Genomic DNA, 26,217 nt, shown 5'->3' with positions numbered 1-26,217 from the left:
TGTGGGCCGAAAGCGGCACGCATGTGCCGCCCGCCCGCTGGGGAGCGCGGCGCAGGCGGCTCAGAACAGCCGCAGGTCGGTGCTCTCCGTGCCGCGCAACGCGTCGTAGTCGACGACGACGCACCGGATGCCGCGGTCCTCCGCCAGTGTGCGGGCCTGCGGCTTGATCTGCTGCGCCGCGAAGATGCCGGCGACCGGGGCGAGGAGCGGGTCGCGGTTCATGAGTTCGAGGTAGCGGGTGAGCTGCTCGACGCCGTCGATCTCGCCGCGGCGCTTGATCTCGACGGCGACGCTGCCGCCGGCGGCGTCGCGGCAGAGCAGGTCGACGGGCCCGATCGCGGTCATGTACTCGCGGCGGACCAGCGTGAAGCCCTCACCGAACGCCGTCGGGTGGGCCGCGAGCAGCTCCTGGAGGTGCGCCTCGACGCCGTCCTTGACGAGGCCGGGGTCGACGCCGAGCTCGTGCTTGGAGTCGTGCAGCACCTCGTCGATCGTGATGACGAGCGACTCGTCGGCCTTGTTGCGCACGGTCCAGACACCCGGCTGCTCCTCGAGCCAGCACGGCGGGCTCATCCAGTTCAGCGGCTTGTAGGCGCGGTCGTCGGCGTGGATGCTCACCGATCCGTCGGCCTTGACCAGCAGCAACCGGGGCGCCATCGGCAGATGCGCGGTGAGCCTTCCGACGTAGTCGACCTGGCAGCGGGCGATGACGAGACGCACCTCACGACCCTATTGCCCGGGTGCGGCGGGCCCGAAGTCAGGTAGTCCACTACGTACGCCGCCCACGTCCCGCGGCGGGAGGCTCCCTGCATGATGCGCACCGCCATCCGAGCCGCCACCCTCTTCGACGGCGAGCGGCGGATCGACGATCCGCTCGTCGTCGTCGAGGACGGCCGGGTCGCCGAGGTCCGATCAGGGCATATCCAGCCGCCGTCCGACGCCGAGCTGGTGGAGCTGCCCGGGGCGACACTGCTGCCCGGCCTGGTCGACACCCACGTCCACCTGGCCTTCGACGGGGGCTGGGACCCGGTTGCCACGCTCGCGGAACGCGATGACGACGAGGTCATGGCCGCGATGGGAGTTGCCGCGGAGGCGCAGCTGCAGGCCGGCGTGACGACCGTGCGCGACCTCGGCGACCGCGACTACCTCTCGCTGCGCTTCCGGGAGGAGTTCACCGGCAGTACACCGACGGTGGTCGCGGCCGGGCCGCCGATCACCACCGACGGCGGGCACTGCCACTTCCTCGGCGGCGTCGCGGCCGGCGGGGTGCGTGGAGCGCGCGCGGCGGTGCGCGAGCACGCCGAACGGGGTGTCGACGTCATCAAGGTGATGGCCAGCGGCGGGATGATGACCGAGGGCACGCTGGTCCACGAGCCGCAGTTCGCTCCCGCGGAACTGCGCGCGATCGTCGACGAGGCGCACCGGTACGGCCTGCCCGTCACGGCGCACGCGCACGCCGCGCAGGCCGTCAGCGACGCGCTCGCCGCGGGCGTCGACGGGATCGAGCACTGCACCTTCATCACCGAAGACGGGGTGCGCCCGGTCGACGAGCTGATCGAGCGGCTCGTCGAGCGCAGGGTCGCGATCGGACTCACCGTGGGCATGCGTCCGGTGGAGGGCGCCCTCCCGCCGCCGTTGCTGATGCGCATCCTCCCGGACGTCATGGCGCTGTCGGCCCGGCTGATCCGGGCGGGCGCGCTGGTCGTGGCCGGCACCGACGCCGGCATCGCGCCGGTCAAGCCGCACGGTGTGCTGCCGGTCGGCCTGCAGCACCTCGTCGAGCTGGGGATGGAACCGTTGGTGGCACTGCGCACCGGCACCTCGGTCGCGGCCGGTGTGTGCGGGCTGGGCGACCGCAAGGGGCGGGTCGCCGCGAGCTTCGACGCCGACCTGCTCGCCGTCGACGGCGACCCGACCGTCGACATCACCGCGCTGCACCGACCGGTCGCGGTGTTCCAGAGCGGCCGGCGCGTCGACAGCGGGCTCATGGCCGATTCGCGAGCCCGGACCCGGCAGTAGCGGTGTTGTTCGCCGCGAGCGCCGCGCCCGCGGCGGCGAGCGCGGCACGCACCTCCGGCGGTTCGAGCGCCTCGATCTCGGCGCCGAGCCCGACGAGCTGCGCCGCGGCGACCTCGTTCGACTCGACGTCGAGCTCGACGACCCGCCAGCCGTCGGCGTCGGGCGGCGCGGCATGCGCGACGGCACGCAGCGCGGCGTCCGGGTCGGTGACGTTGATCAGCCAGCGCAGCGCGCGCGGCCCCAGCCGCAGGCGCACGGTGGTGCGCAGCATCGTGGTCTCGAACCGGGCCGCGGCGCCCGCCCACCACTCCGCGAGGTCGAAGCCCATCGGCCGCTCGAACCCCTCCCCCGACGGCTCGGCGGCGGCGATGCGGTCGACCCGGTAGGTCAGCAGCGTGTCGACGGGCCCGACCCGCCGGCCGCCGATGCTGCGCGCGACGACGTACCAGGTGCCGGCCTTCAGCACGAGCCCGAGCGGTTCGATCACCCGCTCCACGAGGTCGTCGCGACGGCGGTAGGAGATCCGCAGCTGTCGCTGCTCCCACACCGCCTCCGCGACCGCGGCGAGCTGGGTGACCTGCTGCGGCGCGTGGAACCACCCCGGCGCGTCGAGGTGGAACCGGGCCGCGACGGTGCTCGCGTGCTCGCGCAACCCCTCGGGGAGCGTCGCGAGCAGCTTCGCCTGCGCACCCGCGAGCGCGGCGCTCATGCCCAGCTCGGCGAGCACGTGCGGCGATCCGACCGCGAACAGCGCGGCCGCCTCCTGCGCGGTCATCCCGTCGAGCCGCGTGCGCCAGCCGTCGACGAGCCGGATGCCGCCTCCGCGGCCCGCCTCCGTCCAGATCGGGACGCCGGCCTCGGTGAGCGCCGCGACGTCGCGGTAGATCGTCCGCTCGGAGACCTCCAGCTCACGGGCCAGCTCAGCGGCCGTGGCCTCGCGCAGCCGCTGCAGCGTGAACAGCAAGGTGACCAGTCGTGACGCGCGCACCCCCAGATCGTGCCCGACTGGCCGGTCGGGCACCGTATCCGGCGTGGAGACGATCAGCAGCCGGCAGGTCTACGCGAACAGCTGGATGACCGTGCGCGAGGACGCCGTGCGCCGCGCCGACGGCACCGACGGCATCTTCGGGGTGGTCGACAAGCCCACCGCGGCCCTCGTGATCCCGCTCGACGGGGACCGACTGCACCTCGTCGAGCAGTTCCGCTACCCGGTCGGGCAGCGGCGCTGGGAGTTCCCCATGGGCACCGCGCCCGACCGGGCCGAGCAGGACCCGGCCGAGCTGGCCGCGCGCGAGCTGCGTGAGGAGACGGGCCTGGTCGCCGGGCGGATGGAGCTGCTCGGCAGGCTCGACATCGCGCCGGGCATGTCGAGCCAGCGCGAGCACGTCTTCCTCGCCACCGAGCTGACCGAGGAGAGCGCCCTGCGCGAGCACACCGAGCAGGACATGCGCACCCGCTGGTTCAGCGTCGCCGACTTCGAACGGATGGCCCGCGACGGCGAGCTCGTCGACGCGCAGAGCCTTGCCGCCTACTTGCTGCTCCAGCTGCACCGGCGCTAGCGCCCTCCGCTCCGGGAAGACAAACAAGCAGCCTTGACCGTTTTCCGGGCGGCGACGATGCTGGCGCTCGCGCCGACCGCCGAGCAGAGGATGACGATGGATCTTCGCGAGTCCGACGAGCAGCAACTCCTGCGCTCCTCCGTGGCGGCGCTGGCCGGCAAGTACGGCCACGAGTACCTCATGGAGAAGGCGCGGACCGGCGGCAAGACAACGGAGCTGTGGGCGGAGGCGGCCGAGGCCGGCTACCTCGGCGTCGCCGTGCCCGCCGAGTACGGCGGCGGCGGGGCGGGCATGATCGAGCTGGCGATCGTCGCCGAGGAGATCGCGGCCGCGGGGTGCCCGCTGCTGCTCATCGTCGTGTCGCCGGCGATCGCGGCGACCGTCATCGCGAAGAGCGGGACGACCGATCAGAAGGAACGCTGGCTGCCCCGCTTCGCCGACGGCAGCGTCCGGATGTCGTTCGCGATCACCGAGCCCGACGCCGGCTCGAACTCGCACCGCATCACGACGACGGCCCGCCGCGACCCCGAGGGCGCCGGCTGGCGGCTCTCCGGCACGAAGTACTACATCTCCGGGGTCGACGAAACCGACGCCACGCTGGTCGTCACCCGCATGGAAGACGCTGCGAGCGGCACGCTGCGGCCCGCGATGTTCATCGTCCCGAACGACACCCCCGGCATGACGTACCAGCCGATCGAGATGGCCATCCACAGCCCCGAGAAGCAGTTCACGGTGTTCTTCGACGACGCGCTCGTCCCGGACGACGCGCTGGTCGGCGGCGAGGAGGCCGGCCTGGCGGCGCTGTTCGCCGGCCTCAACCCGGAGCGGATCACCGTCGCCGCCTACACGAACGGCACCGCCCGCTACGCGCTGCGCCGCGGCATCGACTACGCCAAGGACCGCACGGTGTGGTCGACGCCCATCGGCGCGCACCAGGCCATCGCGCACCCGCTGGCGAAGGCACACGTCGAGGTCGAGCTGGCCAGGATGGCGACCACCCGCGCCGCGTGGTTCTACGACGCCGGTGACCACGTGGCCGCGGGCGAGGCCGCCAACATCGCCAAGTACGCCGCGGCCGAAGCTGCGATCAACGCCGTCGATGCCGCCGTGCAGGCGCACGGCGGCAACGGCATGGCCGTCGAGTACGGCGTCGGGACGCTGGTCGGCGCGGTGCGGACGGCCCGCATCGCCCCGGTCAGCCGCGAGATGATCCTCAACTACATCGCGCAGCACTCACTGGGGTTGCCGAGGTCGTACTAGGAAGCCGATCCGGGATGTGTGCGTTCCGCACGCGAGGGCAGGAAAGCCACTTTCCTGCCCTGTGAGGGCCGGAAAGTGGCTTTCCTGCCCTCCCCCGACCCGTCGGGTGAGCTGCGTCAGCCCAGGTGCAGCGGCAGCGCCGCGAGCCTGCGGATCCCCGGCACCGGGATCCACTCGGGTCGCTCGGCCGCCATCGAGAGCCGCGGGAAGCGGTCGAACAGCATCCGCAGCGCCACTTCCGCCTCCTGCCGGGCGAGCGCGGCGCCGAGGCAGTAGTGGACGCCGTGGCCGAAGCCGACGTGGCCGTCGCCGTGGCCGGTCGGCCGCCGCGTGAAGTCGAGGCGGTCCGGGTCGGTGAACTCGCGCGGGTCGTGGTTCGCGGAGACGAGCACGGCCTGCACGGCGTCGCCCGCCTTGATCGTCACACCGCCGAGCTCGACGTCCTGCACCGCGTACCGGAGCCGGGTCACCTGCACCGGGCCGCACCAGCGCAGCAGCTCGTTGACGGCAGCGGGCCACAGCGACGGGTCGTTGCGCAGCAGCTCCAGCTGGTCGGGGTGCTGCAGGAGCGCGAGGGTGCCCGCGCTGACGAGGTGCGCCGTGGTCTCGTGGCCGGCCATCACCAGCGTGATCACCATCGTGACGGTCTCGACCTCGGAGAGGCGGTCCCCCTCCTCGTCCTGCACCCTGATCAGCTCGGTCAGCAGGTCGTCGGCCGGCTCGGCCCGCCTGCGCTCGATCAGGCCGTGGGTGTGCTCCACCATCGCCGTCAGCGCCGGCCCGATCGAGCCGGGCTTGAACGACGTGATCTCGGCACCCCACTGCCGCCACTGCGGCCGCTCCGCCTCCGCCACCCCGACGAGCTCGCTGATCACCGTGATCGGGAGCGGGTAGGCGAAGTCGCGGACCAGGTCGGTCGGGTCGGTGAGCGTGTCCAGCAGCTCGGCCGTGATCTGCTCGACGCGCGGGCGCATCGCGTTGACCCGGCGCACCGTGAAGGCGCGGGACACCAGCTTGCGCAGGCGCGAGTGGTCGGCGCCGTCGACGTCGAGCACCGACTCGTTGATGTACGGCATCAGCTCGGGCGGCACCCCGAACTGCTCGACGATCTTGTCGCGGGCGTTCTCGACCACCATGCCCTCGACGGCCTTGGCGTTGTTGACGAACCGCGTGTCGCCGAGCGCGGCCCGGACGTCGTCGTACCGCGTGACGTACCACGCCGGGCCGCCGTCCATCCGCGTGCCGAGCACCACCGGCGCCTGCTCGCGCAAGCGGTTGTAGCCGGCCACCGGGTCGGCGATGAACTCCGGGTCCATCAAGTTGGGACCCGTCGCACCGACGGTGTCGGGTGTTGCGGTCATGGCCCACTCCCCCTTCTGCTGCTCCGGGATCACCGGACGCGGCGCTTCCATTCGTCGTCGATGTGCGTGATCAGCGATCGGTAGATCCCGGCGACCTCGCGCGCGACGTCGGGCGGCACGCGCCCGGGCACCTCGATCGCGGCCCGGACGGTCGTCGCGAGCAGGTCGGCCCGCTTCTCGACGTCCACGGCGGCGGGTGCGCCGTCGATGACGAAGAAACCGGTGGTCACGGCGGCGAACACGTGCAGCAGCTCATCGACGTCGAGGTCGGCGCGCAGCAGCCCGGCCGCCCGCAGCACCTCCAGCGCATGCCGCAACGCGCCCGAGCGCTTCTGGACCATCACGGTCATCGTGCCGCCCGCCTCTTGCACGAGCCGGCCGAGCACCTCCGGATCGCCCAGGTAGAGCGGGCGCGCGACCGGGTCGTTGGCGACCGCGAGGTACACCTCGCGCGAGGAGACCGACGGGAGCACGGCTTCCGGGTCGGACTCCATGCGGTCGACGAGGTTCCCGACGACCCGGCGGTGCGTGCGCAGCAGGACCGTGAGGAACAGCGCGTCCTTGGTCTTGAAGTGCAGGTAGACCGTGCCCTTGCCGATATGCGCGTGCCGCGCGACCTCGTCGATCGTGACGCGCTGGTACCCCCAGCGGACCAGCAGCTCGGCCGCGGCGTCGAGGATCCGCTCCACCCGCGCGGGAGGTTGCTCAGGTGCCGCCATGGGAGTCCTTCCGCCTCGATGACCAGATTGGTTTATCCAGTCATCGAGTCAGACTAGACCCTCCCGACGCAGGACGGCAAGAAGGACCCTGCATCCTGTTCCCGTGACCGGCAGCGCACCTCCCGACGACCAGGGCATCGAGCGACTCCTACCCACCAGCGGCAGCCTGGCCCGCGGCGTCACGTCCACCGTTCCCGGAACGATCGTCGCGAAGTCGGTCGACGGCGGCATCACCGTCGGGCCGCGCGCCGGCCGGACCATCCTGTTCGGGCGCAACGTCCACGAGGTGCACGTCTGCGTCGGCGGCGACGACCGGCGGGTGAGCCGCCAGCACGGCACGCTGATCTCCGACGGCGACGGCTGGGCGCTGCGCAACGCCGGTCGTTCACCGCTGCGCCTGCCCGGCCGGCTGGTCTTCCCGAACGAGCAGCCCTACCCGATGACACCCGGCTACACACCGGTCTTCGTGCCCGGCTCCCACGGGCGCGAGCACCTGCTGGAGATCTTCGTCGTCGGTCCGGCCGGCGACCGGCCACCCGCCCAGCACAACGGCATCACGATCGCGCCCGCGCTGTGGCCGCTCACCTCCGACGAGCGTCTCGCGCTCGTGGTGCTCGGTCAGCGCTACCTCATGCACGAGCCGAACCCGCAGCCGCTCACGTGGCAGCAGACCGCCGAGCAGCTCGCCGAGCTGCAACCGACGGCCGGCTGGACGGCCAAGCGCGTGGAGCACCTGGTGGCCAAGGTCAGAGGTCAGCTCTCCAAGGCCGGCGTCGCCGGCCTCGTCCGCGAGGAGGTGACCGGCCCGCTCGGCAACTCGCTGAACCACAACCTGCTCACCGAGCTGGTTGCCTCCACGACGCTCGTGCCGCCGGACCTGCACCGGCTGGAACGGCGCTGACGGTCACTGGTTACCGATCCAGAAGCAGCTGGTGTAGTAGCCGCCGGAACTGATCACCCAGGGCTGGTAGTGGTTGGGGACACCGTCCTGGAACATGATGTAGGTGCCCGCGCGGATCCGCACGTCCACGGTCGGCCGCCCATCGAACGTCTTGCACGCCTCGGTGTCGTTGGGGTAGGTCGGAGCGCAGACCGTGCACCCGGGCAGGTCGATCTCGAACGCCGTCGGGCCCGCGACGAGCAGCTTCATCGGCCCCGGTTGGGCGTTGTAGACCTTCATCAGGATCGTGCCTTCGGTGCCGAACGACGCGGGGACCTCGACAGCGGTCTTGCGCCCGTCGCCGACCTTCGCCGAGATCGCCACGGCCCGCCCCAGCTGCGCCTGCGGCGACTCGGGGTAGCCGGTAACCAGCTTGTTGATCGGCTCGACCGTCTCGAGGTACGCGCCGGCCCGGAACCGCTCCAGGCCGCATTCGAGCAGTGCGAGCACCCGGTCGTTGTTCGCAGCGCCGACAACCCCGCTCGTCTCGGCGGCGGGCAGGCCGACGAAGTAGTCGAGCACCGGGACCGACGGGCACCAGCGGCCCTTGACGAAGTCGCCCCGCCCTGCGGCGAACACCTCGGCGAACTTGCCGTCGACCTGCGAAGCCGCCGGCGTCGCGCCCAGCTCGCGGCGCACGATGAGCAGCGCGTCGATGGCGGTCTTCGCCGACGACACGCTCGGGCTCGTGCTCGCCATGGACTGCGCGGTGCTGGTCGCGAGCGCGATGTAGGTCTCGGCGAGCGCCGGCCGCGGGTCCATCCGGGGCTGCGGCACCTCCGTCAGCAGCTCCCGGTAGACCGTGATGGCCTCGGAGTAGTCGTCCGAGCGGCGCAGCGACTCCGCCCAGTCGCGGTAGGTGCCTTCGAGCCGGTCCAGGACGGTCGGCAGCAGCAGGCTCGACGGATGCGCGGTGCGGTGCTCCTTGAGCTTCGTCGTGACACCGCGGTAGTCGCCTTGGCCGGCCGACACGGCGGCCGTGAACTCGTCGCACTCGACCCGCTTCACCGCCGCCTCGGTGACGTACGGGCCGAACGTCAACTCGAAGGGCCCGGTCACGGTGTCGAACGCCGTGACGGCTGCGTTGCAGTCGCCGCGGCGCTGCGCGTCGAGGCCGGTCTCGTACGCGCTGCGGCCGGCGCCGTCGTAGACGAGGAAGCCGGCGACGAGCGCCACGATGGTGACGACGCCGGCAGCCGTGGACACGATCCGTCCGGCGACGGAGACGCGGCGCGGCGCCGTCCACATGGCCAGGCGCCAGCCGTCGATCGCCATCCAGAGCAACCACGCCACGCCGACCACGAGCCAGGGGCCCACCGCGGAGGCGGCGTTCGTCAGGAACGCCAGCACCACCAGCACCGCCGTGCCGAGGAGGTACAGGACGGCGCGCAACCATCGGCCCAGGTAGGCGTATCCGAGACCGAGGCCGCTGAGGTTCAGCAGCGCGGCCGCCGGCGGGAAGCGCGGCGGGAGCGGAGGCGGGTACGTCACCTCCACCGTCCGATCCGCCGAACCCCTCACGTCGTCGAGTTCCATCGTCCCCCCAGCCTCGCGCGCCCCCCGACCCGCGCACAGACAACCATGTGTGGGCGGGAGGGGTCCCGGGGCGGCATTCAGCGAAGTACCGTCGGGTATGGCCGATTACGAGCACATCCTGGTCAAGCAGGACGGCGACACCGTCCGGATCACCATGAACCGGCCGGAGCGGCGCAACGCGCTGTCCGAAGCGCACCTGCGCGAGCTGCTGGACGCGTTGGAGACCGCCGGTCGCAGCGATGCGACCGGTGTTGTGCTCGCCGCCGAGGGCAAGGCGTTCTCCGCCGGTCACGACTTCGCCGACGTCGCCGCCCGCGACCTCGCCGGCGTCCGCGACCTGCTGCAGCTGTGCACGAAGGTCATGCGGACCGTTCAGGAGATCCCGCAGGTCGTCATCGCGAGGGTGCAGGCCGTCGCGACGGCCGCGGGGTGCCAGCTCGTGGCGTCGTGCGACCTGGCCGTCGCGGCCGAGTCGGCGACGTTCGCGCTGCCGGGCGGGAAGGGCGGCTGGTTCTGCCACACGCCCGCGGTGCCGGTGGCCCGCAACGTCGGGCGCAAGCGGCTGATGGAGCTCGCGCTCACCGGCGACCCGATCGACGCGGCGACGGCCGCCGAGTGGGGTTTGATCAACTATGCCGTCCCGGACGCCGAGCTCGACGAGCGCACCGACGAGCTGCTCGCGCGCGCCACCCGCGGCAGCCGGTTCGGCAAGGGCGTCGGCAAGCAGACCCTCTACGCCCAGCTCGACCGCCCGGAAGCCGACGCGTACGCGATCGCAGTGGAGGTGATGGCGTCGCTGTCGCAGAGCGCGGGGGCGAAGGAAGGCATGGCCTCGTTCTTGGAGAAGCGGAAGCCGGTGTGGCCCGACTAAGGCGCTGCTCGCCCCGCCGGGTCGGGGGCCGGGGTGGGCAGGAAAGCCACTTTCAGGCCCTGTGAGGGCAGGAAAGTGGCTTTCCTGCCCACGCGTGCGGAACGCACACATCCTCTTTGCGGCTGCTGCCCGCTCGGCGGATCGGCGCCGGTCGCGCTAGTCTCGCGCGCCATGCTCACCCGCCGCCGCCTCCTCACGCTCGCCGGCGGCGCCGTGGCGGCCGCGGCCGCCACGGCGTGCTCGCCCGGCCGCGGCGGGACGACTCTGGAGAAGGCCCGCTACGACGGGGTGCTGCGGGTCGGCATCGCGGGCGAGCGCCCGTACGGCTACACCGATTCGGACGGGCGGGTGACCGGCGCGCAGCCCGAGGTCGCGCGGGCCGCGCTCGCGACGATGGGGGTCGGCGGCATCGAGGCCGTGCAGGTCACGTTCGACCGGCTGATCCCCGGCCTGCTCGGCGGCCAGTTCGACCTGATCACAGCAGGGATGACGGTGACACCGCGGCGATGCGGGGAGATCGCGTTCTCACGCCCCGACTTCCTGGCCGCGCCGGCGTTCCTCGTGCGCAAGGGCAACCCGAGCGGGATCACGACCTTCAGCGACGTCGCGCGTTCCCGAGCCAAGCTGGGCGTGCTCGCGGGCTCGGCCGAACGCGACTACGCGCTCGGTTCCGGCGTGCGACCCGACCGGCTCGTCGAGCTGAGCGGGCAGGGCGAGCTGGTGCGCGCGGTCGCCGACCGCAGCGTGACGGCCGCGGCCCTCACCGCGATCTCGCTGGCCGACGAGCTGCGCCGCAACCCCGACTCCGATCTGGCGGTGACCGCGCCGACCGTCCCGATCATCGACGCGACCCGGATCGTCCCCGCCGGCGCGTTCGCGATGCGCGCGCAGGACGCCGACCTGCGCGCGGAGCTCGATACGGCGCTGGGGGCGCTGCAGGCGTCCGGCGAGTGGCTGCGCATCACCGCGCCGTTCGGCTTCACGCAGGAGAACCTGCCGCCGCCCGACCTCACCACCGAGCACCTCTGCGGGCGGGACTAGCTGCAGCGCGCCGGGCGCGCTGCGTACACGAGGGCAGGAAAGCCACTTTCCGGCCCTCACAGGGCAGGAAAGTGGCTTTCCTGCCCTCCCGGCGGAGCCGACGTCGACCACCTATCCCCTGCTGAGCAGGGCGCTGAGGAACTCGCGCGTCCGCGGCTCGCGGGGTTCGGTGAACAGCTCCGCCGGCGGCGCTTGCTCGATCACGCGGCCGCCGTCGAACATCATCACGCGGTCGGAGAAGTCGCGGGCGAACCCCATCTCGTGCGTCACGCACAGGATCGTGATGTCGGTGCTGCGACCGATGTCGCGCAGCAGCGCCAGCACGCCGGCGACGAGCTCGGGGTCGAGCGCGGAGGTCACCTCGTCGAGCAGCAGCACCGAGGGCCGCATGGCCAGCGCCCGTGCGATCGCCACCCGCTGCTGCTGGCCCCCGGACAGCCGCGACGGGTGCTCATCCAGCTTGTCCGCGAGCCCGACGAGGTCGAGCAGCTCCTTCGCGCGCGCCGTCGCCTCGTCGCGGGAGAGGCCGAGCACGCGGGTCGGTGCCTCGGTCAGGTTCCCGCGCACCGTCATGTTCGGGAAGAGGTTGAACTGCTGGAACACCATCCCGATGCGCTTGCGCACCTGCCGGCTGTGCCGCTCGTCGGCGGGCACGAGCTTGCCGCCCTTCTCCATGTGCGAGAGGTAGGAGCCGCCGACGGAGATCGTGCCGGCGTCGATCGACTCCAGGCACATCAGCAGCCGCAGGATCGTCGTCTTGCCCGAGCCGGACGGCCCGATCAGCGTGACGTGCTCGCCCGGCTGCACCGAGAAGTTGAGGTCCGACAAGACGGTCCGGTCGCCGAAGCGCTTCTCGACGCCATCGAAGACGATCATGGGTTCAGACGGCGACACTGCGGCGCTCCAGTCGTCGGACCAGTATCGATGCGGGGTAGCTCAGCAGCAGGAAGAGCAGCCCGGCGATCGTGTAGGGCTCGGTGGGTCGGAAGGTCTCCGACGAGATCTCCTTGGCCGTGTTGACGACCTCGACGACGCTGACCGCGAGCAGCAGCGGGACCTCCTTGAACATGGAGATCACGTAGTTGCCCAGCGCCGGGAGCACACGCGGGACGGCCTGCGGCAGGATCACGCCGGTCCAGACCCGGCTGCGCGGCAGGCTCAGCGCGGCGGCGGCCTCCCACTGCCCGACGGGCACGGCGTCGATGCCGGCGCGGTACACCTCCGAGGTGTAGGTCGCGTAGTGCACGCCGAGCCCGATCACGCCGACGGCGAACGCGCTCAGCACGATCCCGACGTGCGGCAGGACGTAGTACAGGAAGAACACCTGCACCAGCAGCGGTGTGGAGCGGACGAACTCGACGAACGCCCAGACGAGCTGGTCGACGACGGGGATCCGGGCCCGCCGCACCACCGCGATGACCAGCCCCAGCACGAGTGCGACGAGCGACCCGAGCACGGTGATCTGGATCGTCACGAGCAGCGCTTCGAGCAAGCGCGGGAGGATCGAGAAGGCGTAGCCCCAGTCCCAGAGCGGCGTCATCCGACCGCCACCTCCGCCCGCGCCTGCCGGGAGGCACCGCGACGGCCGAGCCGGCCCGCGGCCACCCGCTCGAGCGTCCGCATCACCGCCGTGATCACCAGCGCCAGCAGCAGATAGATCACCAGCATCAACGTGAAGATCAGCACGATGTCGCTGCCGAAGTTGGGTACGAGCACCTGCACGCCGCGCTCGGTCACCTCGGAGACGACGATGAACGACAGGATCGCCGAGGACTTCAGCAGCTGGATGAACAGGTTGTTGAACGGCGGCAGCATCTCCACCACCGCCTGCGGCAGCACCACCCTGCGCATCCGCTGCGCCGGGGAGAAGCTCAGCGCCGTCGCGGCCTCGACCTGCGCGCGCGGCACCGACTGCACGGCGCCCCGGACGATCTCCGCGCCGTACGCGCCGTGGTTCAGCCCCAGCACGACGATCCCCGCGAACAGCGGGACCAGCTGGAACCCGACGAGCACCGGCAGCACGAAGAAGATCCAGAACAGCTGGACGACCTCGGACGTCCCGCGGAACAGCTCGACGTACACGCGGCTGACCGCCCGCAGCCACCGTTGCGGCGAGAGCAGCGCCAGCCCCGCGACGAACGACAGCACGATGGTCAGCACGATGCCGCCGAGCGTCGCGATGACGGTCGCGGGCACGCCGTCGAGCAGCACCGCGACGATGCGCGGCAGGTTCTCCATCAGCGGCTCAGCCGCCCGAGCAGAGGCGCTGCGTCGTGACGTCGGCCGCGGGCACGTTGTCCTTGCTGAACCCGAACGGCTCGGCGATCGTCAGCCACTGGCCGCTCTCGTGCAGCTTCTTCAGCTCGGCGTTGAACGCGGTCACCATCGCCTCGTCGCCCTTCCGGAAGACGAACGCGCCGGCCGAGACCGTCTCCTTGCCGTCGACGACGGGGAAGAACCCCTCGGTGACCTCGACCGCTGCACCGGCGTTCTTCTTCACGACGTCGTTGAGCGAGATGTTGGTGAGCGCCGCGGCGTCCGCCCGGCCCGCCGTGATCGCCTGCAAGAGCGTGTTCTGCGTGTCGAAGACCTGGATCTGGGCGTCGGGGACACCGCTCTTCTGCGCGTAGCCCTGCTCGACCGCACCGCTGAGCACGGCGAGCCGCAGGTTCTTCGCCTTGACGTCGTCGAAGGTGCGCACCGCGTTCGGGTTGCCGGTCGGCACGAGGAAAGCCGTCGGCGCGGTGTAGTCCGGGTCCGAGAAGACGGCGTTCGCACACCGTTCCGGGTTGATGAACATGCCGGCGGTCACCATGTCGAACTGCCGTGCGTTCAACGCGGGGATGAGCGAACCGAACTCGACGACGGTCGCCTGCGCGTCGTTGATCCCGAGCGCTTTCAGCACCGCGCGAGCGACCTCGACCGATTCGCCGGTGACCTTGCCTGTCGGATCGGTGAAGCCGTACGGGGCTTCGTTCGCGATCCCGACCTTGATCGTGCCCGCACTGCGCGCATTCTCGAGAATTCCGCCGCTACCAGTGCTGGTGCTGGTGCTCGTACAGGCCGACAGAACGGTCGGGGCGGCCAGGGCAGCCGCACCGACGAATGCCGATCGTCGCAGGAAATCGCGCCTGTTCCAGGTCTGCGTCATGATGTCCCCTTCCGTCGCCCGCGCGACACTAGGGGAATCCGGACACAGGGGCATGACGGAGCAACATCACCAGGGCAACGGGCGGCCCGCAGCGCGATGGTCCAGTATCGATGGCATGGTGTTGCGAATCGGCGGACTCCCCGTCTGGGTCGGGCCCTCCGACATGATCGCGGGGGCGCGGGCCGTGATGGGCTGGACGGACGATGCGGTCGAGCTGGTGGCGGCGCTCCCGCAGCGGATCACCGGGCTGCTCTCCGAGGCCGAGGACCTCGTCGCACGGATCAACGGCATCGCCGATGCCGCGGAGTCGATCGTCGCCAGGGCCGAGGGGATGGTCGGCTCGATCGACGGGGTGCTCGGTGAGGCGCGGACGGCCGTCACCGGGGCCGACACCGTGCTCACCGAGGCAGGTGCGCTGGTCAAGCGGATCGACCCGCTGCTCACCGAGGTCGGCACGATCACCGGCGACGCCGCGGCCGTGATCACCAAGGCCGACGCCGTCGCCGGCTCGGCCGCGGAGATCGTCACCGGCGCGGGCACCGTGACGGCGGAGGCGGAGGCCATCATCGCCACGGTCGGCGGGGTCACCGCAGGCGCCGAGGGCGTCATCCAGAAGGCCTCCGCGGTGGCCGACCGGGCGCACGGCGCGGTCGAGAACGCCTCCGGGGCGGCCGCCGACGCCGTCGAGCTGCTCGCGCTCTACCAGCCGATCGTCGAGCGCGGCGCGCCGCTGGCCCGCCGATTCGTCGAGGAGTTCTCCGAGGAGGAGCTGCTCGCCGCGATCCGGCTCGTCGACCAGCTGCCGCAGCTCACCGAGCACGTCGAGTCCGACATCATGCCCATCCTGGCCACGCTCGACCGGGTCGGGCCCGACGTGCACGAGCTGCTGGGCGTGCTGAAGGACGTGCGGATGGCGATCCAGGGCATTCCCGGCTTCCGCATGCTGCGCCGCCGCGGTGAACAGCAGCCCGGGTGACCGCGCGACCCGGATCGATCCGGGGGCGCCGGTGGAGGAGAGGAGGAGCTCGACGATGCTCGGGACGGTCGTGGCCGGCCGCTACCGGCTCGACGAGCTCATCGGCCGCGGTGGGATGGGATCGGTCTGGCGGGCCACCGACACGGCGCTGGGCCGGATCGTCGCGCTGAAGCAGGTGCACGTCGCGCACCTGCCCGACGAGGACGCCGACCTCGCCCGCGAGCGGACGATGCGCGAGGCGCGGATCGCCGCGGCGCTGAACCACCCCAACGCCATCACGGTGTTCGACGTCGTCGCCGACCACGGCGACCCGTGGCTCGTGCTGGAGTACCTGCGGTCGCGCAGCCTCGGCATGATCATCCGCGACCGCGGCCCGCTCGACCCGAGGGAGGCCGCCGTCATCGGTGCCGCGGTCGCCGCCGCGCTGGGCGCGGCGCACGCGGCCGGGATCGTGCACCGCGACGTGAAGCCGGAGAACATCCTCGTCGCGACCGCGGAGGGGCAGCCGATCGGCGCACGGTCGGTCGTGAAGCTCACCGACTTCGGGATCTCCCACGCCACGACCGTCCAGACGATCACGGCGACGGGCGCGCTCTCCGGCACCCCCGCCTACTTCGCCCCGGAGACCGCCCGCGGCGAGGGCACCGGGCCCGCCACCGACATGTACTCGCTCGGCGCGACCCTGTACGCCGCCGTCGAAGGCGCGCCGCCGTTCGGCCGAGGTCCCGCCGACAACGTGCTCGCGCTGATCGTCCGGATCTCGCACGGCGGGGCGACGGCGCCGGCCGGCGCCGGCCCGCTCACCGAGCTGCTGACCAGGCTCATCGCCGACGACCCGGCTGAGCGGCCGAGCGCGCTCGAGGTCGGCGCCGAGCTCGACGACATCGCCGACGGCGCGGTCGGACCGATCGGTGGCACCGGATTCACCGGAGCCCCGGCCGGAACCCCCGCCGGAGCCCCCGCCGGCAATCGGCCGACGGGCACGTTGGTCGGTATGCCGGCGCCACGGCAGCGGTCGCGGCGCTGGCCGGGCCTGGTCGGGCTGGCCCTTTTCGTCGTCATCGTCATCGTCAGCGCGGTGCTGACCTTCACGTCGTCGCCGCAGCCCAACCCCGGGCTCGCCCCGGCGACCCCGACCACGGTCACGGGCCCCTGAAGTTCCCCACCGTTTTGCCAAGTTGCAGACCCGCAACGGTGTGCAAATCGGCAAAACGGTGGGGAAGATCGGGGTAGCTTCCGTCGGACTATTCTCAGCGTGCGATCGCGGAGGGGGCACTCGACATGCAAGACGGTGGCGGCATGCGCGTAGCCGGCCGCTACCGCATGCACGAGAAGCTCGGCGAAGGCGGCATGGGCACGGTCTGGCGCGCCACCGACGAGCTGCTCGGTCGCGAGGTGGCCGTCAAACGGCTCAAGGTCATGGGCGAGAACGCCGCCGATGCCGCGATCGCCAGGGAGCGCACGATGCGCGAGGCGCGCATCGCCGCCGCGCTGCACCACCCGAACATCGTCACGATCTTCGATGTCATCGTCGAGGACGGCGAGCCGTGGCTGATCATGGAGTACCTGCCCTCGCGCAGCCTCGGCAGCATCCTGCGCGAGCGGACGGCGCTCCCGCCGGCCGAGGTCGCCGTCATCGGCGCGCAGGTCGCGGCGGCGCTGGCGGCCGCGCACGGCGCCGGGATCGTGCACCGCGACGTCAAGCCCGACAACATCCTGGTCGCGACCAGCGGTTTTGCGGTCCCCGACCAGCCGGTGCTGGGCCGCGGCAGCGTCGTCAAGCTCACCGACTTCGGCATCTCGCACGCCGCGACGGCGCAGGCGATCACCGCGACGAACGCGCTGAGCGGCACGCCCGCCTACTTCGCACCGGAGACCGCCCGCGGCGAGGGCACCGGGCCGCAGACCGACCTCTACTCACTCGGCGCCACGCTGTACGCGGCCGTCGAGGGGAACCCGCCCTTCGGCTCGATCAGCGACAACCTGTTCGCCATGCTCGCGCGGATCTCCCGCGGCAACCCGCCGCCACCACGGCAGGCCGGCCCGCTCACGGAGACTGTGCTGCGGCTCACCGCGGACAACCCGGATACCCGGCCGAGCGCGGAGCTGGTCCAGCAGAACCTCCAGTCGCTCGTCACCATGAACCAGCGCACGCCCAACATCGGACGCGCCGAGCCGACCATCGCCACTGCGCCACCACTCCGGTACGCCGCGCAGCCACCGGCTCCGTCGGCCGGGCGGTTCCGCCTGCTGCTCGCGGCGCTGGTGACGCTCGTCGTCGCCGCGCTCGTCGTCGCGGGGATCATCGTGGTGCGCGGCGCGTCCACCACCGTGGCCAACGGTCCTACGACCACGGCGGCCCCGACGACCACGGCGGCCGCGCCGGTCGTCCCGGCGGTCACCGATCCACGCACGGTCGACCCCTGCTCGCTCATCGACGTCAACGCCCTCGCCGCGCTCGGCACCGCGCTCGTCGACGCCGACAACGCGGTCTTCTCCGGCTGCGCCGCGGGCATCACGCTGCCGGCAGGCAAGTACGCGACGCTCTTCGCCGACATGGAGAACCCCGCACAGCTGCCCGACCCGGTGGGCGGGGTCGAGTCGCGGATCAACGGCCTGCTCGTCGCGGCCTACCCGCCGGAGGCGGCGCGCTGCGAGCGCCGGATCGTCCTGCCCGACCGCAACTCGGCTCGTCTCTACGCCGTGTCGAGCGGCGGCGTCGAGAGCAGCACGCTGTGCTCGATCGCGCAAACCGCGGCCGAATCGGCCGTCCGCACGCTGACCACGAAGGGCCTCGGCACGAGGTCGCCGATCGCGGAGACGAGCACCATCGCGGACCTCGCGGCTTGCACGCTGGTCAGCCCGGCCGAGCTGGCCGTCGTGCCCAACCTCGACACGTCCGCGCTCTCCGGCTTCGGCGGCTGGACCTGCACCTGGTACACCACCTCCGGCAACCCGATCACGCTCCGGATCGACTACTACCGCCGCGCTCCGCTCAGCGACAGCGACGGCAAGGCGGTCGACCTCCGCGGGCGGGCGGGCCGGGTGCTGTACACGCCCAACAGCGACTGCTTCGCCAACATCCCGCAGCGCTCCTACAACGTCGCGGGCGAGGCTCGCGCCGAGGTCGTCGGGGTGCTCGCCTACGGCTCGCAGCCGGAGGCGGAGCTGTGCGGCTACGTCACCGAGGTGGCGAAGGCCGTCGTCTCCCGGCTGCCACCGGCGAGCTGAGCCGTCCGCGCGGACGTGAGCCGTGACGCGGCCCGTCAGCGCTGAAGTAGAGCAGCCGCCGCGTTGAGTTCTGCCTCGGTGAACGCGCCGTACTCCTGCTCGCATGCATCGAGCGCCGGGCCGAGCAGCTCGTTGCGCAGATGATCGGCTGCCGCTTCCGCAAGCCAGCCGGACACGCTCGTCTTGGCCCGTGCTGCGGCCGCCCGGACCGCCGCCCCGAGGTCGGCATCCATGGTCACAGTGATCCGGGCCGCGTTCACGTGTGAAGTGATATCGCATCCCCGAGGAGGCACCACCCCTTTACCTCAGCTCGTGCACCCCGCGGATGATCGTCACGATCTCGTCCATCATCTCCGTGAGCTTGTAGTCCTTGGGCGTGAAGACGGCCGCAACCCCACGCTCGCGCAGCACCGCGGCGTCCTCGGGCGGGATGATGCCGCCGACGATCACCGGCACGTCGTCGGCGCCCGCGGCACGCAGCCCCTCGACGACCGCCGGCACCACCTCCAGGTGGGAGCCGGAGAGCACCGAGAGCCCGACGACGTGCACGCCCTCCTGGACGGCCGCGGCCACGATCTGCGAGGGCGTGAGCCGGATGCCCTGGTAGACCACCTCGAACCCGACGTCACGCGCGCGGACGGCGACCTGCTCGGCGCCGTTGGAGTGCCCGTCGAGCCCGGGCTTCCCGACCAGCATCCGCAGCCGGGTGCCCAGCTCGTCGCCCGTCGCCTTGACGCGCTCGCGCACGGCACCGATCTCGCCGGCGACGTCGGCGCCCGTGACCGCCGCCGAAACCCCGGTGGGCGCGCGGAACTCGCCGAACACCCCGCGCAGCACGCCGGCCCACTCCCCCGTCGTGACGCCGACCTTCGCGCACGCGATGGAGGCGTCCATCAGGTTGGTGTCGGTCTTGGCCGCGTCGCGCAGCCCGGCGAGCGCCTTCTCGACCGCGGCGGCGTCGCGGTCCGCCCGCCACTTCGTGATCGACTCGATCGCGGCGGCCTCCGTCGCGGGGTCGACGGTCTCGATCGCGGCGGCACCTTCCGCCTGCAGCGGGCTGGGTTCGGTCGTGTCGAACCGGTTCACGCCGACGACGACGTGCTCACCCGACTCCATCCGCCGCCGCCGCTCCGACAGCGACGCCACCAGCTGGCCCTTCATGTATCCGGTCTCGACCGCGGCGACCGCGCCGCCCATCTCCTGCACGCGGTCGATCTCCGCGCGGGCGCCCTCGACCAGCTCGGCCACCTTGGCCTCGACGACCCGGCTCCCGTCGAAGAGGTCCTCGTACTCCAGCAGGTCGGTCTCGAAGGCGAGCACCTGCTGCATCCGCAACGCCCACTGCTGGTCCCACGGCCGCGGCAGGCCGAGCGCCTCGTTCCACGCGGGCAGCTGCACCGCGCGGGCCCGCGCGTCGCGGCTGAGCGTCACGGCGAGCATCTCCAGCACGATCCGCTGGACGTTGTTCTCGGGCTGCGCCTCGGTCAGGCCGAGCGAGTTGACCTGCACGCCGTAGCGCAGCCGCCGCTTCTTCGGGTCCTCCACGCCGTACCGGTCGCGGGTGATCTCGTCCCACAGCCGCGCGAGCGCGCGCATCTTGCACATCTCCTCGACGAACCGCAGCCCGGCGTTCACGAAGAACGAGATGCGGGCGACGACGTCGGGGAACCGCTCGGGCGGCACCTGGCCGGAGTCGCGGACGGAGTCGAGCACCGCGACGGCGGTCGAGAGCGCGTACGCGAGCTCCTGCGCGGGCGTCGCCCCCGCCTCCTGCAGGTGGTAGCTGCAGATGTTGATCGGGTTCCACTTGGGGATCTCGCCGACCGACCAGGCCACCATGTCGGTGATCAACCGCATGCTCGGCGCCGGTGGGAAGACGTAGGTGCCGCGGGAGAGGTACTCCTTCACGATGTCGTTCTGCGTGGTCCCGGCCAGCGTCGCGCGGGGCGCGCCGTGCTCGTCGGCGACCGCGACGTACAGCGCGAGCAGCCACATCGCGGGCGCGTTGATCGTCATCGAGGTGTTGGCCTCGGCGAGCGGGATGCCGTCGAAGAGCGTGCGCATGTCGCCGATGTGGCTCACCGGCACCCCGACCTTGCCGACCTCACCCTTGGCGAGCTCGTCGTCGGGGTCGTAGCCGGTCTGGGTCGGCAGGTCGAACGCCACGGAGAGCCCGGTCTGGCCCTTCGCGAGGTTGCGCCGGTAGAGCGCGTTCGACGTCGACGCCGACGAGTGACCGGCGTAGGTGCGGATCACCCAGGGTCGGTCGCGCTCGTGGTCGGTCGGGTACGGCACCGGACACCTCCGCCATCGTGGTCGCCCGATCCTACTGGCGCGTAACCCGCAGCCACCTGCTCGAAGGATCGCCGTCACACCGCCGGATCGATCCAGCGGGCCGCGTGGTCACCCGATGTCGCACAATGGCGCCGTGGCGCCCTCGTTCGTCGTCGTGCTCGGTGCGCTGGTCATGGCCGGCGTGCTGTTCCTGCTGCTGCGCTGGACGTTCGGCACCGGGCGCGACCAGGTCGCACCGCACCTGCCCGACCCCGACGACCCCACCGGCGACGGCCTGCTGCAGGAGGTCACCCGCACGGGCGACGAGAGCGCGGCGGGTGTCCTGCGCTCCCGCCTGCGCGCCGCCGGGATCCGCGCGACCATCGGCAAGGCCGAGGCCGGGGCGTTCCGACTCCTCGTCTTCCCACGCGACGCCGCAGCCGCGCGGGACGTCCTGCGCCGCCCAGAAACATAGGACCTCTGAGCCGAAAGAGGTGGGCCTCTCGCCTTGACGTGTGACGCTGCGTACACCATCTTGGTCCGAGACATCGGATCTGTTGCGCGGTCACTCAGTGTTGAGGGAGTCCCAATGGGCACGACGAACAGCCGGCGGCGGGCGTTCGCCGGGATCGCGGCGGCCTGCGCGCTAGGTCTCGCGCTCGCCGGTTGTGGCGGCGGCGAGACCAGCGGAGCGGCCGGCGGGCCGACCAAGCTCGTCTGGAACATGTGGAGCGGCTCGACCGCCGAGACCGAGAACTGGACGCACCTCGCGGACATGGTCACCGCGAAGTACCCCGACATCACGATCGAGTTCCAGACGACCGGCTTCAACGACTACTGGACGAAGCTCGTCGCGCAGGCCAGCGGCGGCGAGACGGCGTGCATCCTCGGCGTCCAGTCGCTGCGCGCGCCCACGATCTCCTCGTTGCTGGTGCCGCTCGACCAGGAGAAGCTGCAGGCCGCCGGCATCAACCTGGCCGACTTCGACCCGTCGATCGTCAAAGGCCTGCAGGTCGACGGCGAGCAGCTGGGTGTGCCGTACGACTTCGGACCGCTGGTCATGTACTACAACGTCGAGGCCTTCCAGGCCGCCGGCCTCCCGGCGCCGAAGATCGGCTGGACCACCGACGACTTCATGACCGCCGCCAGGACGCTCACGAAGGACGGCAAGTACGGGTTCTCGCTCTACCCGAGCATCGACAACGTCACCCCGTGGTCGCTCTCGGCCTCGGGCACGCACCCGGTGGTCGACGGCAAGCTGAACCTCACCCAGCCCGGCTTCGAGCAGGCCACCCAGTGGTACGTCGACCTCGTCTCGAAGGAGAAGGTCGCCGCGCCCGTCCAGGCGACGAGCGAGGGCACCCCAGCACTCGACAAGTTCATCTCCGGGGAGTCGGCGATGACCGTCGACGGCCCCTGGCAGCTGATCAACACGGCCAAGAAGACCAAGTTCACGGTCGGCGTCGCACCGATGCCAGCCGGCGCGTCCGGCTCGCACAGCCAGGTCGCGGGCTCAGGGTTCGGCGTCTCGACCTACTGCGACCAACCGGAGGCCGCGCTCAAGGCGATCTCGGTGATCACCGGCCCGGAGGCGTTGCAGTACCTCGCCGAGCAGGGCCGCGCCTACCCGGCACGCACCGCGCAGCAGGAGAAGTGGTTCCGACCGGAGCTGGCCGGCGCGCGTGACGGCCTCCAGGAGGCGATCAAGAACGGCGTCTTCTCCCCGACCACCGCCAAGTACACGCAGGTCGCGCAGCTGTTCCGGCAGCACGGGGTAGCGGCGGTGAACGGGCAGACCCCGGTGCCGGAGTTCCTCGACCTCGTCCAGCAGCAGGCCGGCTGAGCGGATGGCCGTCCCTCTCGCAGCACCACCGGGCGCGGTCCGGGCCGCACGCGGGTCCGGGCACCGCCGCGGCGACGGCAAGGCCGCCGCAGGCTTCCTGGCCCCGAGCGGCGCGGGGTTCCTGGCGTTCACGCTGATCCCGGTCATCGGGTCGCTGGTGATCAGCTTCTTCGCCTGGCCCGTGCTCGGCCGCCGCAAGTTCGCCGGGTTCGAGAACTTCACCGACCTGATCACCGACCCGACGTTCCACCGGGTCATGCTCAACACGCTGGTCTTCGTGCTGGCGTACGTGCCGCTGAACCTGGCGGTCTCGCTCGGGCTGGCGCTGTGGATCAACTCGAAGATCCGCTGGCGCGGGCTGTACCGGTTGCTGTTCTTCATCCCGACGGTCACCCCGATGGTGGCGAACGCGCTGGTCTGGCGGCTGCTCTACCAGCCGAACGGGCTGATCTCGCAGACCTGGGAGACGGTCTTCGGCAGCCCGGCGCCCAACTTCCTCGGCGACCCGAGCTGGGCGATGGCCGCGGTCGTGCTGATGTCGGTGTGGCAGGGCTTCGGCTACAACATGCTCGTCTTCTCAGCGGGCCTCGACGCCATCCCGAACCAGATCCAGGAGGCCGCCTCGATCGACGGCGTCGGCCCGTTCCGCCGGCTCTGGAGCGTCACGCTGCCGATGCTCTCGCCGTCGATGTTCTTCGCGATGATCATGACTCTGATCACGTCTTTCCAGGTCTTCGCGCAGCCGCAGATCATGACCGACGGCGGGCCGGGCATCGCCACCGAGACCGTCGTCATGCACCTCTACCGCGAGGGTTTCATCCAGTACGAGCTGGGCACGGCCTCTGCCATCGCCTGGTACCTGTTCCTGATCATCATGCTGGTCACGGCGCTGCAGTTCGTCGGGCAGAAGCGATGGGTGCACTATGACGGCTGACCTCGCCACCCGCTCGACCGTGCCGGCGAAGCCGGACGAGCCGCCGCTGCGGCCCACCGCACAGCGCCTCGGCCCGCGCGGGATCTTCTCGCAGGTCCTGCTGACGCTCGTGCTGCTGCTGTTCCTGCTGCCCTTCATCTGGATGCTCTCGAACTCGGTGAAGCCGGGCGACGAGGTGTTCAGCAGCGGACTGCTCGGCTCAGAGGTGCGGCTGGGCAACTACGGGGAGGCGCTGGCGTACCTGCCGTTCGGCCGGTTCATGCTCAACGGCCTGTTCGTCTCGATCTCCGGGACGATCGTGGTCTGCGTGACGTCCGTGCTCGCCGCGTACGCCTTCTCCCGACTGCGATTCCGCGGCCGCGGCGCGATCTTCATGGTCTACCTGGCGACGCTGATGGTGCCGCACGAGGTCACCGTCGTGCCGCTGTTCATCCTCATGCAGCAGCTGGGCTGGGTGAACTCGTACGCCGCGCTGATCTTCCCGTGGGCGTTCTCGGCGTTCGGGACGTTCCTGCTCCGGCAGTTCTTCCTCTCGATCCCGCAGGAGCTGGAGGAGGCCGCCGTGATCGACGGGGCCAGCAAGCTGCGGATCCTCGTGCAGGTGATCGTGCCGATCGCGCGCCCGGCCATCGCCGTGCTCGCGGTGTTCACCTTCATCAACTACTGGAACAGCTACCTCTGGCCGCTGATCATCATCAACTCGCAGGAGAAGGCCACCATCCCGTTGGGCCTGAGCTACTTCCTCAGCCAGAACGGCAACGAGTGGCACCTGCTGATGGCCGGTTGCGCCATCGCCATGGCACCGACGGTGCTCATGGTCGTGCTGCTGCAGAAGCACCTCATCCGCGGCATCGCCATCTCCGGCATCGGCGGCCGCTGACCGAAGGGACATGCATGGACGAGCAGGTCGACTGGGGAGCGCTGGCCCGCCCGACACCGGGCTGGTTCCCCGACGCGAAGCTCGGCATCTTCATCCACTGGGGCGCCTACTCCGTGCCGGCGTGGGCGGAGCCCAAGGGTGAGCTGGGCACGATCGACCCGCAGACGTGGTTCCGGCACAACTCCTACGCCGAGTGGTACTGGAACTCGATCCGCTTCGACGACAACCCGGCCCGCGAGCACCACCGCGAGGTGTACGGCGACGCGCCGTACGACAACTTCCTCGACGCGTGGACAGTCGACGAGTTCGACCCGGCCGCGTGGTGCGAGCTGTTCGCGCGCACCGGCGCCCGGTACGTCGTGCCTACGACGAAGCACCACGACGGCATCGCGCTCTGGGACGCGCCCGGCACCGGCACCCGCAACACCGTGCACCGCGGCCCCCGCCGCGACCTGGTCAGCGAGATCGCCACGGCCGTCCGCGACGCCGGGATGCGGTTCGGCGTGTACTACTCGGGCGGTCTGGACTGGTGGGTCGCCGACCACCTGCCGGTGATCACCGAGCGGGCCAACCGGCAGCGTCCCAACGACGCCGCCTACGCCGCGTACGCGTACCTGCACGTCAAGGACCTGGTCGACCGCTACCGGCCGGACGTGCTGTGGAACGACATCGAGTGGCCCGACGCAGGCAAGCACAACGGAACCCTGGGGCTGGCCGAGCTCTTCCGGCACTACTACGCGACGGTGCCGGACGGCCTGGTCAACGACCGCTGGGGCGCCACCCACCGCGACTACGCCACCAGCGAGTACCAGCACCGCCTCGACTCCGAGTCGGCGCCGGCGTGGGAGAACTGCCGCGGCATCGGGCTCTCGTTCGGCTACAACCGGATCGAGGACGCCCGACATCTGCTCAGCGGGCGCGGCGTGGTGCGCCACCTCGTCGACATCGTCTCCCGCGGCGGCAACCTGCTGCTCAACATCGGCCCGACGGCGAGCGGCGCCATCCCCGACGGCCAGCGCGCGACGCTGGAGGCGCTGGCCGGCTGGATGGACGTCAACTCCGCCGCGATCCACGGCACGCGGGCGCTGCCGGCCGACATCGCGGGACCGTCCGACGAGCCGTGGGTGCGCTGGACGCGGGGCGAGAAGCAGGCGTGGGCGATCGTCGACGCCGGCGGCTCGGTGGTGCTCCCGGCGAACGCCGACCGGCTCGACGCCGCGGCCGCGACGCTGCCGGACGGCACCCCGGTGCGGGCGGAGGCGACCACCGGCGGGATCCGCGTCGAGCTGCCGGTCCGCGACCCGGAGGGCGACGAACCGCCGCTGGTGGTGGGCATGCCAGTGCGCTAGCCGGGCCAGCGCGCCCACCGCAGGGCTCCACGCAAGGGGATGCGTGCGTTCCGCACGCGTTGCCGACCACCCTGGGGCGGCACCTGGGGGGCAGGAAAGCCACTTTCCTGCCCTGTGAGGGCCGGAAAGTGGCTTTGCTGCCCTCGCGTACGCAACGCACACAACCCGGCCGGATACGCGCGAGACGCTCGCCGAAGGGTCGCGTCCCGTGGGGTGGTGGAGTTAGGGGTTCGCGGTCTTGGCGTGGTGATCACGACGGGGACGGCCATCGTG

At 71.4% G+C, this 26,217-nt stretch carries 25 protein-coding genes; 14 read left to right on the top strand and 11 right to left on the bottom strand.

The window, feature by feature from the left end:
• Positions 1-60: 60 nt before the first annotated feature.
• Positions 61-720 carry an endonuclease NucS gene (nucS, locus tag LL648_RS20330; RefSeq protein ID WP_232664204.1) on the bottom strand — a complete coding sequence of 220 codons (660 nt, stop codon included), beginning with the start codon at positions 718-720 and terminating at the stop codon, positions 61-63.
• 90 nt (positions 721-810) lie between these two features.
• On the opposite strand from nucS, the gene LL648_RS20325 reads away from it, so the two are divergent.
• The gene (locus LL648_RS20325; protein ID WP_232664203.1) at positions 811-2,019 is read left to right on the top strand and encodes an amidohydrolase family protein; all 1,209 of its coding nucleotides are present in this window, start codon (positions 811-813) and stop codon (positions 2,017-2,019) included.
• Here LL648_RS20325 and LL648_RS20320 read toward each other — a convergent pair.
• Positions 1,985-3,007: a helix-turn-helix transcriptional regulator gene (locus LL648_RS20320; protein ID WP_232664202.1), complete on the bottom strand. Its 1,023-nt coding sequence runs from the start codon at positions 3,005-3,007 to the stop codon at positions 1,985-1,987. The genes LL648_RS20325 and LL648_RS20320 overlap by 35 nt on opposite strands.
• Positions 3,008-3,050: 43 nt before the next feature.
• Here LL648_RS20320 and LL648_RS20315 point away from each other — a divergent pair, with 43 nt between their 5' ends.
• Positions 3,051-3,578, top strand: coding sequence for an NUDIX domain-containing protein (locus LL648_RS20315; RefSeq protein ID WP_232664201.1), 528 nt, complete (start codon positions 3,051-3,053; stop codon positions 3,576-3,578).
• Positions 3,579-3,674: 96 nt separating this feature from the next.
• On the top strand, positions 3,675-4,838 hold the full coding sequence (locus LL648_RS20310) for an acyl-CoA dehydrogenase family protein (RefSeq protein WP_232664369.1): 1,164 nt from the start codon (positions 3,675-3,677) through the stop codon (positions 4,836-4,838).
• Positions 4,839-4,954: 116 nt separating this feature from the next.
• Here LL648_RS20310 and LL648_RS20305 read toward each other — a convergent pair whose 3' ends face one another.
• Positions 4,955-6,199, bottom strand: a complete 1,245-nt coding sequence (locus LL648_RS20305; RefSeq protein WP_232664200.1) for a cytochrome P450 family protein — start codon at positions 6,197-6,199, stop codon at positions 4,955-4,957.
• Between the two features lie 29 nt (positions 6,200-6,228).
• Positions 6,229-6,918 (bottom strand): TetR/AcrR family transcriptional regulator, encoded by a 690-nt coding sequence (locus tag LL648_RS20300; protein WP_232664199.1) that lies wholly within the window; start codon positions 6,916-6,918, stop codon positions 6,229-6,231.
• 103 nt (positions 6,919-7,021) lie between these two features.
• On the opposite strand from LL648_RS20300, the gene LL648_RS20295 reads away from it, so the two are divergent.
• Positions 7,022-7,819, top strand: coding sequence for an FHA domain-containing protein (locus LL648_RS20295; protein WP_232664198.1), 798 nt, complete (start codon positions 7,022-7,024; stop codon positions 7,817-7,819).
• 3 nt (positions 7,820-7,822) lie between these two features.
• Here LL648_RS20295 and LL648_RS20290 read toward each other — a convergent pair whose 3' ends face one another.
• On the bottom strand, positions 7,823-9,355 hold the full coding sequence (locus LL648_RS20290; protein WP_232664197.1) for a hypothetical protein: 1,533 nt from the start codon (positions 9,353-9,355) through the stop codon (positions 7,823-7,825).
• A 136-nt stretch (positions 9,356-9,491) separates the two neighbouring features.
• Here LL648_RS20290 and LL648_RS20285 point away from each other — a divergent pair, with 136 nt between their 5' ends.
• Positions 9,492-10,265, top strand: a complete 774-nt coding sequence (locus tag LL648_RS20285; RefSeq protein WP_232664196.1) for an enoyl-CoA hydratase-related protein — start codon at positions 9,492-9,494, stop codon at positions 10,263-10,265.
• Between the two features lie 171 nt (positions 10,266-10,436).
• On the top strand, positions 10,437-11,306 hold the full coding sequence (gene ehuB / locus LL648_RS20280) for an ectoine/hydroxyectoine ABC transporter substrate-binding protein EhuB (RefSeq protein ID WP_232664195.1): 870 nt from the start codon (positions 10,437-10,439) through the stop codon (positions 11,304-11,306).
• Positions 11,307-11,417: 111 nt separating this feature from the next.
• Here the strand turns inward: ehuB (LL648_RS20280) and ehuA are convergent, their stop codons facing one another.
• The 4 genes from ehuA to ehuB (LL648_RS20260) are packed head-to-tail and all read right to left on the bottom strand — an operon-like array spanning position 11,418 to position 14,457.
• Positions 11,418-12,182: an ectoine/hydroxyectoine ABC transporter ATP-binding protein EhuA gene (ehuA, locus tag LL648_RS20275; protein ID WP_232664194.1), complete on the bottom strand. Its 765-nt coding sequence runs from the start codon at positions 12,180-12,182 to the stop codon at positions 11,418-11,420.
• 4 nt (positions 12,183-12,186) lie between these two features.
• Positions 12,187-12,846 (bottom strand): ectoine/hydroxyectoine ABC transporter permease subunit EhuD, encoded by a 660-nt coding sequence (ehuD, locus tag LL648_RS20270; protein WP_232664193.1) that lies wholly within the window; start codon positions 12,844-12,846, stop codon positions 12,187-12,189.
• Positions 12,843-13,544, bottom strand: a complete 702-nt coding sequence (gene ehuC / locus LL648_RS20265) for an ectoine/hydroxyectoine ABC transporter permease subunit EhuC (protein WP_232664192.1) — start codon at positions 13,542-13,544, stop codon at positions 12,843-12,845. Before ehuC ends, ehuD begins: the two co-directional genes overlap by 4 nt.
• Before the next feature lie 7 nt (positions 13,545-13,551).
• On the bottom strand, positions 13,552-14,457 hold the full coding sequence (gene ehuB / locus LL648_RS20260) for an ectoine/hydroxyectoine ABC transporter substrate-binding protein EhuB (RefSeq protein WP_232664191.1): 906 nt from the start codon (positions 14,455-14,457) through the stop codon (positions 13,552-13,554).
• A gap of 115 nt (positions 14,458-14,572) precedes the next feature.
• Between ehuB (LL648_RS20260) and LL648_RS20255 the strand changes: the two genes are divergently transcribed.
• The 3 genes from LL648_RS20255 to LL648_RS20245 all read left to right on the top strand — a co-directional run bounded on the left by LL648_RS20255 (position 14,573) and on the right by LL648_RS20245 (position 18,664).
• Positions 14,573-15,433 carry a hypothetical protein gene (locus LL648_RS20255; RefSeq protein ID WP_232664190.1) on the top strand — a complete coding sequence of 287 codons (861 nt, stop codon included), beginning with the start codon at positions 14,573-14,575 and terminating at the stop codon, positions 15,431-15,433.
• Between the two features lie 55 nt (positions 15,434-15,488).
• Positions 15,489-16,589, top strand: coding sequence for a serine/threonine-protein kinase (locus LL648_RS20250; RefSeq protein ID WP_232664189.1), 1,101 nt, complete (start codon positions 15,489-15,491; stop codon positions 16,587-16,589).
• Positions 16,590-16,732: 143 nt separating this feature from the next.
• Positions 16,733-18,664, top strand: coding sequence for a serine/threonine-protein kinase (locus LL648_RS20245; protein WP_232664188.1), 1,932 nt, complete (start codon positions 16,733-16,735; stop codon positions 18,662-18,664).
• Between the two features lie 35 nt (positions 18,665-18,699).
• Here the strand turns inward: LL648_RS20245 and LL648_RS20240 are convergent, their stop codons facing one another.
• Together LL648_RS20240 and LL648_RS20235 are read right to left on the bottom strand one after the other, a co-directional pair.
• The gene (locus tag LL648_RS20240; protein WP_232664187.1) at positions 18,700-18,924 is read right to left on the bottom strand and encodes a hypothetical protein; all 225 of its coding nucleotides are present in this window, start codon (positions 18,922-18,924) and stop codon (positions 18,700-18,702) included.
• Between the two features lie 40 nt (positions 18,925-18,964).
• On the bottom strand, positions 18,965-20,959 hold the full coding sequence (locus LL648_RS20235) for a protein meaA (protein WP_232664186.1): 1,995 nt from the start codon (positions 20,957-20,959) through the stop codon (positions 18,965-18,967).
• A gap of 133 nt (positions 20,960-21,092) precedes the next feature.
• On the opposite strand from LL648_RS20235, the gene LL648_RS20230 reads away from it, so the two are divergent.
• The 5 genes from LL648_RS20230 to LL648_RS20210 all read left to right on the top strand — a co-directional run bounded on the left by LL648_RS20230 (position 21,093) and on the right by LL648_RS20210 (position 25,944).
• The gene (locus LL648_RS20230) at positions 21,093-21,413 is read left to right on the top strand and encodes a DUF2007 domain-containing protein (RefSeq protein WP_232664185.1); all 321 of its coding nucleotides are present in this window, start codon (positions 21,093-21,095) and stop codon (positions 21,411-21,413) included.
• A gap of 114 nt (positions 21,414-21,527) precedes the next feature.
• Positions 21,528-22,781: an ABC transporter substrate-binding protein gene (locus LL648_RS20225; RefSeq protein WP_232664184.1), complete on the top strand. Its 1,254-nt coding sequence runs from the start codon at positions 21,528-21,530 to the stop codon at positions 22,779-22,781.
• A 4-nt stretch (positions 22,782-22,785) separates the two neighbouring features.
• Positions 22,786-23,715 (top strand): carbohydrate ABC transporter permease, encoded by a 930-nt coding sequence (locus tag LL648_RS20220; protein ID WP_232664183.1) that lies wholly within the window; start codon positions 22,786-22,788, stop codon positions 23,713-23,715.
• Positions 23,705-24,595, top strand: coding sequence for a carbohydrate ABC transporter permease (locus LL648_RS20215; RefSeq protein ID WP_232664182.1), 891 nt, complete (start codon positions 23,705-23,707; stop codon positions 24,593-24,595). Before LL648_RS20220 ends, LL648_RS20215 begins: the two co-directional genes overlap by 11 nt.
• Positions 24,596-24,609: 14 nt before the next feature.
• Positions 24,610-25,944 (top strand): alpha-L-fucosidase, encoded by a 1,335-nt coding sequence (locus tag LL648_RS20210; RefSeq protein WP_232664181.1) that lies wholly within the window; start codon positions 24,610-24,612, stop codon positions 25,942-25,944.
• Positions 25,945-26,217: the final 273 nt, after the last annotated feature.

Origin of the sequence: Pseudonocardia sp. TRM90224, from assembly GCF_021245725.1 — a bacterium.
Lineage (GTDB): Bacteria > Actinomycetota > Actinomycetes > Mycobacteriales > Pseudonocardiaceae > Pseudonocardia.
This window is presented reverse-complemented; position numbering and strand designations above follow the sequence as displayed.